Source organism: Corynebacterium sp. (genome assembly GCF_052107835.1).
In the GTDB taxonomy this organism is placed as follows: Bacteria; Actinomycetota; Actinomycetes; order Mycobacteriales; family Mycobacteriaceae; genus Corynebacterium.
This window is the reverse complement of sequence record NZ_JBQEDF010000024.1, coordinates 1-13,425: the sequence shown is the minus strand read 5'-3', so window position 1 is coordinate 13,425 and position 13,425 is coordinate 1. Positions and strand designations below refer to the sequence as shown.

Sequence of the window (13,425 nt, the reverse complement as noted above, 5' to 3'; positions counted from 1 at the left end):
AGTCACGCCTCGCCGGCGTGCTCCAGGACGTAGTCCACGGTCTCCTGGGTGGGGGAACTGACCGGCCCGTCGTAGCCGTACTTCTCGATCCAGGCCGCCACGAACTGGCAGGACGGAACGACGGTCAGGCCCTGTGCCCTGGTGTCCGCCAGCGCCTCACCGACGAGAATGCTGCCGAGGCCGCGTCCGGCGTACTCGTCCCCGACGAGGGTGTGGTGGAAGATGCGGCTGTCCCCCCGGTCCACGAAGTAGGTGGCCCCGGCGTGGGAGTCGTCGTCCTGCCCCGCTGCGCCCTGTCCGTCGAGGTAGATGGCGTAGGCGTTGCCCTTCGGCGTCACCCGGACCGAGACGGCGGCACCGGTCTTGTCGGTGAGGTCACCCATGGTTGATCTCCTTAACGTCGGATGTGTGTGCTGCTTCCAGTGATTGTTGCACGTCCAAACGTTCCGGGGAAGCGAAATCGCCGGTACGATCACATTTGATGATCAACTACCGTCCCGGTGAACGGGCCCTCGCAATGTGTCTCGCCATCGTGGCCGGGTACGCCGACTCCATCGGCTTCATGTTCTACGGCGGGGTCTTCCTGTCGTTCATGTCAGGCAACAGCACCCGTCTGGCGGTGTCCTTCGTGGAGGACGACACGGACCTGATGTGGCTGGCCGGACGTTGCATAGCCCTGTTCATGGCCGGCGTGCTGGTCGGGGCGCTGGTGCACCGGCTCACCACCCGCCGGTGGGGCCGGTACCGTGCCCGTGAGGCTGTCCTGGCGATGGTGGCCGTGCTGTTCATCGCCAGCGCGTCCTGTCTGCTCACCGGGTACGAGGAGGCCTGCGTCCTCCTGCTGTCAGTGGGTATCGGGGCGGTGAACTCCGTCTTCGAGCGCGACGGGGAGGTCAGTATCGCGTTGACCTACGTGACGGGCACCCTGGTCAAGGCGGGGCAGCGGTTCGTGGACTCCTTCTTCGGTGGGCGCCATGCCGCCTGGGTGTACCCACTGCTGATCGCGGTGTTCCTCTCCGCCGGCGCGGTGGTCGGGGCCCTTGCGTTCTTCAACCTGGGCCTGCCGGCGATCTACCCGCTGTCGGGGTTCGTGGTGCTCCTGGCGGTGGGCAACCAACTGGTCCGGAACCGTCGGCGTCGAAAGGGACTGCCGCTTTAACTCCCGTTCATGTCGGTTCGGTAGGGTGACTCCCATGACTGAACGCACCCTCATCCTCATCAAGCCGGACGGTGTCTCACGCGGCATCATCGGCGAGATCATCGCCCGTATCGAGCGCAAGGGCCTGACCCTGTCCGCCCTGGACCTGCGCGTCGCCGACCGCGACACCGCGGAGAAGCACTACGCCGAGCACGCCGACAAGCCGTTCTTCGGCGACCTGGTCGACTTCGTCACCTCCGCACCGCTGGTCGCGGGCATCGTCGAGGGCGACCGTGCCATCGACGCCTGGCGCCAGATCGCGGGCGGCACGGACCCGGTGTCCAAGGCCGCCCCGGGCTCGATCCGCGGCGACTTCGCCACCTCGGTGGCCGAGAACGTGGTCCACGGTTCGGATTCCCCGGAGTCCGCCGAGCGCGAGATCGGTATCTGGTTCCCTAACCTCTGACCGCGCTGCCCACTCCACGCTGAACAGCCTCGCTGCCTTCCTCGGTGAGCGTGACCCATTTCAGGACGGTGTCCCTGTCCCTGCGGTCGCGGATCACGACAGCGAGGCTTTGTGCTGTCAGGGTGTCGATACCGGCTTTGACCTGTTCGCCATCGAGGCCGAGGGGCGTCACGGAGTCCAGCAGGACGTCCAGGCGAACCTGGCGTCCGGCGGGGACCGCCTGCATCGCGTAGAGGGTGGAGGCGACGGCGTCCGCGTCGTCGGCGGGGGTCCACCCGGGCTCGGTGGCGAAGACGTCGCGCAGGGGGACGTAGCCCACCGGGGCTGCGGCGTCGATGACGAGGATGCGCCACGTGGAGGCGAGCGTGATCAGGGTGATGAGCGCAGCCCATGTCCAGCCCGCGAATGCGGGGTCGATGGCGTCCCCGATCTGCGGGCCGAGGACCACGGTCGCGACGGTGAGGATTAACAGGCGTTGCTGCTGCTGCGGAGCTGTTCGGCCCTGAAGGGAGGGGAAGGGGCCGACGGTGCGTCCGTCGGTCTCGGAATCGGGCTTCATGGGCGCGTAGTCGTTGTGGTTCAGCCCCCGGGTCCTGATGCGGATGGTGGCGGGGATGACCAGGAGGAACATCACGCCGATCAGGGCGAACGGCATCCACGGCTGGGCGATCGGTGAGGAGATCAGGCCGACGATGACGCCGAACACCACGGAGAAGAGCACACGTACCGGTAGCGCGATGGCGAGGGAACGCTGAAGTTCCTGAAGATAGCGTAGAGAGTCGCTCATGATTACCAGCGTAGCGCCTTCGGCGTAATGGGACCCTCGTCACATCTGGGACGGTGGTGAACCTGAGGTCGCTCTCGTGTGCAACAATGAGGGGTGGAACGTGCTGCACCCGTCAGTGATGGAATCCTCAGCGATGACGTCATTGGGCCCGACAAGGCAGCGGATGTGCGCCGTAACCGTAACTTTATGAATTCAACCGTCACGGCACAGGTCAGCGGATACATCCGCAACCGGCAGGACGATGCGAGGCTGCGTGATCAACCACAGCGCCCGTCGTCGGACCGGGGGACTCTGGGCTGGGGCGCCATCAAGGAGAAATGTGGCGAATACAAGCCAGGAACTTGCGGCAGCAGCCGCCGGAGTAACAACTGAAGATCTGGGGGAGAAGGTCCGCGTCCATGCGCTGGCCAAGTTACTGGGGATTCCCAGTGCCGAGATGATCACGGTGCTGGGGGAGCACGGGATCGGGGACAAGCGGGCCACGTCCACCCTGCCCAGGGCAGAGGCGGAGCGGGTGCTCGGTGAGCTGACCACCGCCGGGGAACCGGCGGAGGCACCGGAGAAGAAGGCTCCGGAGAAGAAGGCACCCGCACAGCAGAAGCGTCGCCGTCGGGCGACGCGCAAGGCCGGGGCCCCGAGCCAGCCGGTCGAGCCGGTGGACGTCCAGGAGTCCCCGGCGGTCGTCCCGAGCACCGCGACGACCACGGCACAGCCCACGTCCGCGCAGAATGCGCTGGACGACTCGGCGGCGCAGAGCCCGCGCCGCCGTCGCCGGACCACACGCCGCAGCGGAGCCGTCGCGACCTCCACACAGGACACGGCCGATACGCCAGAGACCCCTGAGCCCACGCAGCCGGCAACGAAGAAGCAGTCCGCACCGGAGCCGGAGCCCGCCGGGGAAGACGGGGAAGCCAGGGAAAAGGACTCCGGGCGTCCCGTGGTGCGTCGGCGCGTCGTCCGGCGCGTCGGTTCCCGCAGTGCCGCGGCCGGTGCCGAGCAGCTGCGGCGTGAGAAGGAACTCGAGCGCCAGCAGGAGGCCGACGAATCCGGGGACCGGAACGGTTCCCGGGAGAACGGGGACAGCGGTAACGGGGACAACGGGTCGGCGTCCTCCCGCCGTCGCCGCGGGAGCCGCGGCCGCGGGCGGGGCCGTGGTGACCAGCAGCGTGGGGACCAGCAGGACGCCCCGGAGCAGGACACCCCGAAGCAGGACGCCCGGAACGACGGGAACACGGACAAGGCGGACAAGCCCGAGGTCGCCGTCGTCGACGAGCCCGTGAAGCTGAAGGGCTCCACACGCCTGGAGTCCAAGCGCCGGTGGCGCGAGGAGCAGGGCAACCAGAAGCACAAGTCCGTCACCCGCGCGGAGTTCATGGCCCGCCGCGAGAACATCTACCGCTCCATGGTCGTCCGCGACGCCAAGCGCAGTGACCACCCGGGCCGCGTCACCCAGGTCGGTGTCGTGGAGGACGGGCTGCTCGCCGAGCATTTCGTGACCAGCGAGACGCAGACCTCCACGATCGGCAACATCTACCTCGGTCGCGTGCAGAACGTCCTGGCCAGTATGGAGGCCGCCTTCGTCGACATCGGCACCGGACGCAACGCCGTCCTGTACGCCAGCGAGGTCGACTGGCGTTCGGAGCACATCCGTGGCCGCTCACGCCGGATCGAGTCTGCCCTGAAGCAGGGCGACCAGGTCCTGGTGCAGGTCATCAAGGATCCGCTGGGCCACAAGGGCGCCCGGCTGACCAACCGTGTCAGCTTCGCCGGCCGTTACCTGGTGTACGTCCCGGGTGGCAAGACGCAGGGGATCTCCCGCAAGCTCCCGGAGGCGGAGCGCAAGCGGTTGAAGGGCATCCTGCAGCGGGTCGTCCCGGAGAACGGCGGCACGATCATCCGCACCGCCGCCGAGGGCGTCAGCGAGGAGAAGATCGCCGAGGACGTCGACCGGCTGCACCGCCGCTGGCTCGACATCACCGGGCGTGAGGAGGCCCAGCGTGACAAGAAGGGTTCCACCCCGGTCGTGATGTACGAGGAGCCGAACCTCCTGGTGAAGGTGGTTCGCGACCTGTTCAACGAGGACTTCAACGAGCTCGTCGTCGACGGCGGGAAGTCGTGGGGCATGGTGCACGACTACGTCCACCGTATGGCCCCCGACCTCGAGGACAAGCTGGTCAAGTGGAACCGTGACGACCACGACGGCGAGGACGCGTTCGCCGCCTACGAGCTCGACGACCAGCTGAGCAACGCCAAGAGCAGGAAGGTGTGGCTGCCGTCCGGCGGCTACCTGGTCATCGACCGCACCGAGGCGATGATCGTGATCGACGTCAACACCGGCAGCTTCACCGGCTCGGGCGGCAACCTCGAGGAGACGGTCACCAAGAACAACCTCGAGGCGGCCGAGGAGATCGTCCGCCAGATGCGCCTGCGGGACATGGGCGGGATGATCGTCGTCGACTTCATCGACATGGTCCTGGAGGAGAACCGGGACCTGGTGCTGCGTCGGCTGACGGAGTTCCTGGCAAGCGACCGGACGCGGCACAAGATCTCCGAGGTCACGAGCCTCGGTCTCGTGCAGATGACCCGCAAGCGCCTGGGCGCCGGCCTGGTGGAGACCTACTCCACCGAGTGTGAGGCGTGTGCCGGACGCGGCATCATCGTCCACGAGGACCCCGTCGAGCACGACGAGCATGACGAGGACGACGACAAGTCCCACAAGTCGGGCAAGGGGCACCGCGGACGCCGCGGCTACCAGGGCCAGCAGGACGGGGCGGACCGTGACGGGCTGAAGCAGGCGCGCCACGAGCAGGAGATCCGCCGCCGCTACGAGCAGCACGCGGAGCCGCCGACCGCTGAGGTCGCGAAGGTGGTGCACTCGGCGGTCCAGGACACTGCGGAGTCCACGGAGTCCACGGAACCGGCGCAGTCCGGGGAACCGGCGCACAGCGGGTCTGCGGCGACCGGGGCGTCCACGGTGTCCGGTGGCGGACGGCGCGTCCGTCGTCGGATCGTGCGCCGGGCGGCCGACGAGGAGCAGGACGCATCGCGTGACGCGGGTGACGCCGGAGACGACATCTCCTCGATCGCGGCACACGCGGTCGCCCACGCCGGGGACGTCGACCCGGAGGAGCCCACGGGTGCGGACTACGTTGCCGATGAGCCGGACAGCGCTGCCGCCGTCGAGACACCGGACTCCGGTGACGAGGACACGGACGCTGGCGCCGACACGGACACGGGCGTGACGGTCCGTCGCAGCCGTGACCGTCGCGGACGCCGGGTCGTCCGGCGCGTCGTGGAAACCCCGGAGGCTGACCGGGCCCCGGAGGCAGCTGCCGCGACCGGGACCGACACGCCGACCGACACCGGACAGGAGTCCACCCCGGATCCCCGTGCCGAGTTCGAGAACGCACGCGCCGATTTCCAGCGCTCACCGCGCCGACGCCGCCGGGTTCGCGGGAATTCGCGGTCGGACGTTGCCCCGGCACCCGGGGACTTCGGGCTCCAGGCGTCGCAGGTTCCGGAGGAGGATCCTTCACCGGTCCAGCAGTCTGAGCAGGCTGTCACCGCCGAACCCGCCGGGACCCCCGCGCCGTCCACGGAGCAGTCATCCGGGGCCGGGGACGACCAGAAGTCCCGTCACCAGGAGAACCGGCGCCCGCGGTCGGGACGCCGCCGTCGCCGCAAGGTGGTCCGCAGCTCGTCCTAACGCCGAGTCCTATGGCATAGGCCAGTGCCCAGGCTGACTCCCGGTTCACGGAGGGCCCCGGGCGCTCGCCTCTTGCGGCGGCGGACGATGTGGGTGAGGTGGGATGTGACACATCCGGCGGGCCCGGTGTTGCCGGAACCGACCGGCCCGCGTACGTTTAGTGGACATGACAACTAATACCGTTCCCCGCATCGCGATCTTCGCCGGCACCGTCCGCGAAGGCCGCAATTCCATCAAGATCGCCACCTGGGCGAAGGAGGTCCTCGACGCCACCGTCGGCGCCGAGGGGGCCGTCGAATTCGAGGTCCTCGACCTTGCCGCGCAGACCCTCGGCAAGTTCACCTCCGCCACCCCGCCCCGCATGCACGAAGGTGCCTACGAGGAGGAGGAGCTCGCGGCCTGGTCCGAGGTCGTCGGCGGTTTCGATGGCTTCATCTTCGCCACCGGCGAGTACAACGGCTCGGTTCCCGGTGTCATGAAGAATGCCGTGGACGCGCTGTTCGTCGAGTGGACCGAGAAGCCCGTCGGGTTCATCGGTTGGGGCGGTACCGGGGCCGCCTCCGCCCTGGAGCACTGGCGCACCATCGTGACCTTCCTTGGTATGAACCACGTCGGCGGCGACGTCAAGCTGACTTTCGCCGACGTCTTCCCCGACTTCACCTTCACCCCCGGGCGGGCGCAGAACGACGAGCTCGTCGCGCTCGGGACCGCAGTCGCCGCGGCGGTGACCGAGACCGTCGCCGCGTCCTAGCCGCGTTCCCCGGGAGGCCGCGGCCGGGTGCCCCGACCGCACCCGGTGCCATTGGCACCGGAGGTGGTTTTGGTGTTCGGTGGGGCAACGGCTAGTATTGAGCAGTCGCTGTTCGACAGTAGGTTACGTGCGCCCGAGCGCACGCGCCCGCCCCGTGGGGTTGTGGTGCCGGATGTTGAACGCAGTGAAAGCACGTAAGTCCAGTCAGTTTGCCTTTCAGGCCGCATATTCGTCCCGGGATTGTCCCCGGGGACGGAACAGTGGTGGAGGGGCGGCCTGAGCCGAGTAGAGAAACAAAGGGGTAGCCCTTCCATGTACGCGATCGTCAAGACCGGCGGCAAGCAGTACAAGGTTGCCGAAGGTGACCTCGTCAAGGTCGAGAAGATCGAGGGAGAGCCGGGTTCGTCCGTGGCTCTCACCCCGGTTCTCCTCGTCGATGGCGCTGACGTCACCTCCGGTGACAAGCTCGCCGACAAGTCCGTTGCCGCCGAGATCGTCGACCAGACCAAGGGTAAGAAGATCAACGGCATGCACTACCGGAACAAGACCGGTTACAAGCGCCGTTACGGTCACCGTCAGCACCTGACCGTCCTCAAGGTCACCGGCATCAAGTAATCAACCCAGCGACCGCTGCCCTTCGCAGCGGTACATACTTTTCTCAAGGAGGGAAAAGACCATGGCACACAAGAAGGGTGCAGCAAGCTCCAGCAACGGTCGCGACTCCGAGTCCAAGCGCCTCGGCGTCAAGCGGTTCGGTGGTCAGCAGGTCAAGGCCGGCGAGATCCTGATCCGTCAGCGCGGAACGTCCTTCCACCCGGGTGAGAACGTCGGCCGTGGTGGCGACGACACCCTCTTCGCCCTCAAGGGCGGCGCCGTGCAGTTCAGCACCCGCCGTAACCGTCGACTGGTGAACATCGTCGAGGACGAGACCGTCGAGGCTTAACTGCCCCACGGCGAGTCCCCTCGCGTCGAACCCCCGGTAGCCTCGGCTGCCGGGGGTTCCTCCTGTGTGGCCCCGGAGCCGTCGGGGCTGCGCACCCGGGAAACGGGCGGATCAGAGAGTAGGGTAGCCTACTCTCCATGACTCTCCGACCCCCCACGTTGTCGCCACTGACCCGCCGCGCCTTCCTCGGTGGCACCCTCGGCCTCGGGGCGGCGGTCCTCGCTGCCTGTGGTTCCGGGGACGGTGACGGGGACAGTGGGGGTGCGGACGCCCAGCAGTCCGGAAGCCCCGCCCGCACGGCCGACGAACAGCAGCTGCGCGTCGTCGCGCTGAACACCGGGCAGTTCGAGACCTGTCTCGCGCTCGGTGTGCTGCCCGTCGGGGTCGCCTTCGCCGAATCGGTCGGGACTGCGTCGGAAGGAGTCCCCGACTTCGTCAAGGAACGCTTCGCCGACACCTTCGACCTCGACACCGTGGAATCCGTGGGTACCCGGCAGGACATCGACATCGAGAAGATCGCCACGCTCGAGCCGGACCTGGTCCTGTCCAACCAACGCGCCGACGAGGACCAGCTCGCCGAGCTGGGGAGGTTGGCCGACGTTGCCCTGTCGAACGGTGGCTCCGAGGAGTGGAAGGCCGATCTCGCCACCATCGGGGACGCACTCGGCAAGCGCGGGGAGGCGGACCGGTTGCTCGCCGACTACGAGGAGCGCGCGCAGGACTGGGCCACCGAGCGGGGCGACGGCGGCACCATCTCCCTGGTCCGTGCGAAGGGCGACGACTACCTGATGATGGGATCGCGTGCCCTGGCCAGTATCGTCGCGGCCGACGCCGGTTTCACCCGTCCGATGAACCAGGCCTTCGACGATTCACCCGGGCACGACCTGTCGATGGAGAACGCGGCGGATCTCGACGCGGACTGGCTGTTCTACGGATTCCCCGGTGCCGCCGCGGAGGTCACCGGGAAATCCAGCTGGAGAAGTGTTCCGGTCGTGGCCGACGGGCGGGCCTTCGAGGTCGACGTGGACCCGTGGTTCCTCAATGCCTCCGTCGTCGCTGCGGACCACGTGCTCACCGACATGATTGACTTCATCGACGGGTGATAGGATCATCGGGATCCCCTCCGACCACGTCACTCCTCTTCACCAACCCCTTGAACAGGGAGGCCGCTCAATCATGTCACGCTTCGTGGACCGAGTCGTCCTGCATCTGCAGGCCGGCGACGGCGGCAACGGCTGCGCCTCAGTGCGCCGAGAGAAGTTCGTGCCCCTCGGTGGACCCGACGGTGGCAACGGCGGGCACGGCGGTGACGTCGTGCTCGAGGTCGACCCGCAGGTCCACACCCTGCTGGACTTCCACTTCCACCCGCACATCAAGTCCGAGCGCGGGGCGGCCGGCGCCGGCGACCACCGCCACGGCGCCCGCGGCAAGGACCTGGTGCTGCCCGTCCCGGCGGGCACGGTGATCCTCGACAGCAGGGGCGAGGTCCTGGCGGACCTGACCACCGCGGGGCAGCGGTTCATCGCCGCCGCCGGCGGCCACGGCGGACTCGGCAACGCCTCGCTGGTCTCGAAGGCCCGCAAGGCGCCCGGTTTCGCCCTCCTCGGCGAACCGGGGGAGGCCCGGGACCTCACCATCGAGCTGAAGTCCATGGCGGACGTCGGCCTGGTCGGTTTCCCCTCCGCGGGTAAGTCGTCACTGGTCAGCGTCCTGAGCGCGGCCAAGCCGAAGATCGCCGACTACCCGTTCACCACCCTGCAGCCGAACCTCGGTGTGGTCAACGTCGCCCACGAGGTCTTCACCATCGCCGACGTTCCCGGGCTGATCCCGGGGGCGAGCCAGGGCAAGGGCCTCGGGCTGGACTTCCTGCGCCACATCGAGCGCACGGCCGTCCTCGCGCACGTGGTCGACTGCGCCGCGCTGGAGTCCGAGCGCAACCCGCTGGACGACATCCGTGCCCTGGAGGCGGAGCTGGCGTCCTACCAGTCCGAGCTGTCGGTGGACGCAGGTCTCGGCGACCTCGGTGACCGCCCGCGCGTGGTCATCCTCAACAAGATCGACGTGCCCGACGCCCGCGAGATGGCCGAGCTGATGCGTCCCGAACTCGAGGAGGAGTTCGGCTGGCCGGTGTTCGAGATCTCCACCGCGTCCCACGAGGGCCTCGACCAGCTGCGCTACGCGCTGATGGGGATCGTCACCGAACACCGCGCCGCTCACCCGGTGGAGGAGGTCGCCCCCCAGGTCATCGTGCCCAAGCACAAGCGGCGCAAGGGTGAGGTCGACTTCGAGGTCACCGAGGACCCGCAGTTCGAGGACGCCTTCATCGTCACCGGCGAGAAGCTGGAGCGCTGGATCCGGCAGACCGACTTCGAGAACGACGAGGCGGTGGGCTACCTCGCCGACCGCTTCGCCAAGGCGGGGGTCGAGGACGCGCTGTACATGGCTGGCGCCGTGGAGGGCTGCGAAGTGACCATCGGGCCCATCACCTTCGAGTGGGAGCCGCAGACGGCCGCAGGCGTCGACCTGATGCCCTCAGGACGCGGTACGGACCGCCGGCTGGACCGCACCGACCGTTCCACCTCGGACGAGCGCAAGCGTGCCTCACAGGCCCGCCGCGGCCTTATCGACGAGTACGACTACGGCGACGGGGAAGAGGCCTCCCGGGAGCGCTGGGAAGGGTAGCCCCGGCGTGTCGGGTGTGTTGGGTGGTTGATCTGCAGGTGAGCCGCCGACGGACGCCCGGTGGGGACGTCCAAGGGGGCGTAGGTGAGGCCATCCTCATGGCGGCACCGGGGCTCGCTGGGTAATAATGATGTTCATGTCTGACACCACTGATGCATCCGACATTGCTGGAGACTCCGATACCCCCTCGGTGTTCGAGTACCCGGCTCCGCTGGAATTCGGCACGGATGCGGTGCATCAGCCCGGTCCCGTCATCCCCGCGACCACCAAGCAGTTCCCCGACCCGGAGGTCACGGAGGGGGACCCCGCCTACGGCCACCGCTCGGACGTCCGGGGAACCATCAAGGAAGCCAAGCGTGTGGTGGTCAAGATCGGTTCGTCCAGCCTGACCGACGACAACGGCCTGGTCAGCCCGGAACGCATCGACGTCATCGCCGACGCCCTCGAGGCCCGCATGGACCGCGACACCGATGTCATCGTGGTGTCCTCGGGTGCGGTGGCGTGCGGCATGGGGCCGCTGGGCCTCACGCAGAAGCCCACCGACCTGGCCACCAAGCAGGCGGCCGCCGCGGCCGGACAGGTGCTGCTCGCCCAGGAGTGGGCCCGCAGCTTCGCCCGCTACGGCCGCTCGGTCGGCCAGGTGCTGCTGACCGCGTCGGACGCGGCGCGCCGCGACCGGGCCCGCAACACCCAGCGCACCGTGGACCGTCTGCGCCAACTCAAGGCGGTGCCGATCGTCAACGAGAATGACACGGTCGCCACCTCGGAGATGCGCTTCGGCGACAATGACCGGCTGGCGTCGCTGGTGTCCCACCTGGCCTACGCGGATGCGCTGGTGCTGCTGTCGGACGTCGCCGGTCTCTACGACCGCAACCCGGCCGAGCCGGGCGCCCGCTTCATCGCCGAGGTGAAGAACGCCAAGGACCTGCGCGGCGTCGTCGCCGGGGACGGCGGACGCCTGGGCACCGGCGGCATGGCGGCGAAGGTCTCGGCGGCGCGGCTCGCGTCACGCGCGGGCATCCCGGTGCTGCTGACGTCGACGGAGAACATCGGTGCGGCACTGGACCAGGCGAAGGTCGGGACGTGCTTCTGGCCGCGCGAGGACCGCCTGTCTGCATGGAAGTTCTGGGTGCTCTACGCCGCGGACTCCGCCGGAACCCTGCATCTGGACGCTGGTGCGGTGAAGGCCATGGAGCGGCACAGCTCGCTGCTTGCGGTGGGTGTCACGAAGGTGGACGGCGGCTTCAGCTCCGGCGAGGTGCTCGACGTCGTCGGGCCGGACGGTGTGCTCATCGGGCGCGGCGAGGTCAACTACGACTCCGCGACCCTGGAGGGCATGATCGGCAAGACCACCACCGAGCTTCCGGAGTTCGCCCAGCGTCCGGTGATCCACGTGGACTACATGGCCACCTACTCCAACCGTCAGTCCAGGGTGTACGGGGCGACGAGCTAGTCCGGGAACCGCCCCCCGCAGGAATTGTTGAACAATCCGGCTGATATTGGGCGGCGGGTCACGTATCCTTGGGCACCATGACCGACGTGACGACGACAGCACCCACCGCAACTCCCGGACCGGCTGGTTCCGCCAGCACCAACTCAACCGTCAGTGACACCGCCGGACTGACCCCCACCCGCGCCGCCGAGCGCGACGAGGTCCTGGCCAAGGCCGCGAAGGCCCGCGAGGTCTCCCAGCGTCCCGCACTGACCACCACGGAGAAGAACGACCTGCTCATCGATGCCGCCGACCGGCTCGTGGCGGAGACGTCCTCCATCCTGGAAGCCAACGAGGCCGACATCGCCGCCGGACGCGAGCGCGGCATGTCGGAGTCCCTGATCGACCGTCTCTCACTGGACGCCGCCCGCATCGAGGGCATCGCCGGCGGCCTGCGCCAGGTCGCCGACCTCGCCGACCCGGTGGGGGACGTGGTCCGCGGCTCCCGGCGTCCCAACGGGCTGGAGATGCGGCAGGTCCGCGTCCCGCTCGGGGTGATGGGCATGGTCTACGAGGCACGTCCCAACGTGACCGTCGACGCCTTCGGCCTGGCAGTGAAATCCGGCAATGTGCCGCTGCTCCGCGGCTCCAAGTCGGCGCAGAACTCCAACACCCGCCTCGTGGAGATCCTGCAGGACGTCTGCGAGCAGCACGGTCTGCCGCGCGAGACCGTGCAGCTGCTGCCCTGCGAGACCCACGACTCGGTCCAGGACCTGATCACCGCCCGCGGCCTCGTCGACATCGTCATCCCCCGTGGTGGCGCCGGCCTGATCAACGCCGTGGTCACCGGGGCGACGGTGCCCGCGATCGAGACCGGCACCGGCAACTGCCACTTCTACGTCGACGGATCCGCCGACGTCGACGAGGCCACGGAACTGGTCATCAACGGCAAGACCCGCCGCTGCTCGGTGTGCAACGCGACCGAGGTCGTGCTGCTGGACGCCGCCCTGCCGGACGCCGACAAGAAGCGCGTCCTGACCGCGCTGCAGGACGCCGGGGTGACCGTGCACGGTGAGGTCGACCAGCTGTCCGCCCTCGGCGTGAGCGGCGTGGTGCAGGCGGAGGAGAAGGACTGGGTCGAGGAGTACGGCTCCTTCGACATCGCCGCCGCGATCGTCGACGGGGTGGAGGCCGCGGTCGCCCACATCACGCAGTACACCACCGGCCACACCGAGGCCATCAGCGCGACCGACTACAAGGCGACGAAGTTCTTCGAGCAGAACGTGGACGCCGCCGCGGTGATGATCAACACCTCGACTGCCTGGACCGACGGCGAAATGTTCGGTTTCGGTGCGGAGATCGGCATCTCCACCCAGAAGCTGCACGCACGCGGGCCCATGGGCCTGCCCGAGCTGACCAGCACCAAGTGGATCATCAACGGGGAGGGCCAGGCCCGCCCGTAGCGGAGGAGGGGCCGCATCCGGCCGTCGGGGCGTCCTGTTGACTTTCACACCTCTCGA

12 protein-coding genes are annotated in these 13,425 nt (G+C 68.4%); 10 read left to right on the top strand and 2 right to left on the bottom strand.

The window, feature by feature from the left end; translation table 11 throughout:
• Positions 1 to 2: 2 nt before the first annotated feature.
• Positions 3 to 383: a GNAT family N-acetyltransferase gene (locus ACTIL2_RS07685; RefSeq protein ID WP_442336867.1), complete on the bottom strand. Its 381-nt coding sequence runs from the start codon at positions 381 to 383 to the stop codon at positions 3 to 5.
• A 98-nt stretch (positions 384 to 481) separates the two neighbouring features.
• Between ACTIL2_RS07685 and ACTIL2_RS07680 the strand changes: the two genes are divergently transcribed.
• Entirely contained in the window at positions 482 to 1,159 is a 678-nt protein-coding gene (locus tag ACTIL2_RS07680) for a YoaK family protein (RefSeq protein ID WP_442336866.1), read from the top strand.
• A gap of 34 nt (positions 1,160 to 1,193) precedes the next feature.
• The gene (gene ndk / locus ACTIL2_RS07675) at positions 1,194 to 1,604 is read left to right on the top strand and encodes a nucleoside-diphosphate kinase (RefSeq protein ID WP_442336865.1); all 411 of its coding nucleotides are present in this window, start codon (positions 1,194 to 1,196) and stop codon (positions 1,602 to 1,604) included.
• Here ndk and ACTIL2_RS07670 read toward each other — a convergent pair.
• Positions 1,594 to 2,391: a hypothetical protein gene (locus ACTIL2_RS07670; protein ID WP_442336864.1), complete on the bottom strand. Its 798-nt coding sequence runs from the start codon at positions 2,389 to 2,391 to the stop codon at positions 1,594 to 1,596. The two genes, ndk and ACTIL2_RS07670, sit on opposite strands and share 11 nt — an antisense overlap.
• Before the next feature lie 319 nt (positions 2,392 to 2,710).
• On the opposite strand from ACTIL2_RS07670, the gene ACTIL2_RS07665 reads away from it, so the two are divergent.
• The 8 genes from ACTIL2_RS07665 to ACTIL2_RS07630 all read left to right on the top strand — a co-directional run bounded on the left by ACTIL2_RS07665 (position 2,711) and on the right by ACTIL2_RS07630 (position 13,368).
• Entirely contained in the window at positions 2,711 to 6,097 is a 3,387-nt protein-coding gene (locus ACTIL2_RS07665) for a translation initiation factor IF-2 N-terminal domain-containing protein (RefSeq protein ID WP_442336863.1), read from the top strand.
• A 166-nt stretch (positions 6,098 to 6,263) separates the two neighbouring features.
• Positions 6,264 to 6,848 carry an NADPH-dependent FMN reductase gene (locus ACTIL2_RS07660; protein WP_442336862.1) on the top strand — a complete coding sequence of 195 codons (585 nt, stop codon included), beginning with the start codon at positions 6,264 to 6,266 and terminating at the stop codon, positions 6,846 to 6,848.
• Positions 6,849 to 7,160: 312 nt separating this feature from the next.
• On the top strand, positions 7,161 to 7,463 hold the full coding sequence (rplU, locus tag ACTIL2_RS07655; protein ID WP_442336861.1) for a 50S ribosomal protein L21: 303 nt from the start codon (positions 7,161 to 7,163) through the stop codon (positions 7,461 to 7,463).
• Positions 7,464 to 7,524: 61 nt separating this feature from the next.
• Positions 7,525 to 7,791: a 50S ribosomal protein L27 gene (gene rpmA / locus ACTIL2_RS07650; protein ID WP_442336860.1), complete on the top strand. Its 267-nt coding sequence runs from the start codon at positions 7,525 to 7,527 to the stop codon at positions 7,789 to 7,791.
• Between the two features lie 137 nt (positions 7,792 to 7,928).
• Entirely contained in the window at positions 7,929 to 8,894 is a 966-nt protein-coding gene (locus ACTIL2_RS07645) for an ABC transporter substrate-binding protein (RefSeq protein WP_442336859.1), read from the top strand.
• Positions 8,895 to 8,967: 73 nt separating this feature from the next.
• Positions 8,968 to 10,473 (top strand): GTPase ObgE, encoded by a 1,506-nt coding sequence (gene obgE / locus ACTIL2_RS07640; protein ID WP_442336858.1) that lies wholly within the window; start codon positions 8,968 to 8,970, stop codon positions 10,471 to 10,473.
• A 136-nt stretch (positions 10,474 to 10,609) separates the two neighbouring features.
• The gene (gene proB / locus ACTIL2_RS07635) at positions 10,610 to 11,926 is read left to right on the top strand and encodes a glutamate 5-kinase (protein WP_442336857.1); all 1,317 of its coding nucleotides are present in this window, start codon (positions 10,610 to 10,612) and stop codon (positions 11,924 to 11,926) included.
• A gap of 77 nt (positions 11,927 to 12,003) precedes the next feature.
• On the top strand, positions 12,004 to 13,368 hold the full coding sequence (locus ACTIL2_RS07630) for a glutamate-5-semialdehyde dehydrogenase (RefSeq protein WP_442336856.1): 1,365 nt from the start codon (positions 12,004 to 12,006) through the stop codon (positions 13,366 to 13,368).
• The last annotated feature ends 57 nt before the right edge of the window (positions 13,369 to 13,425 follow it).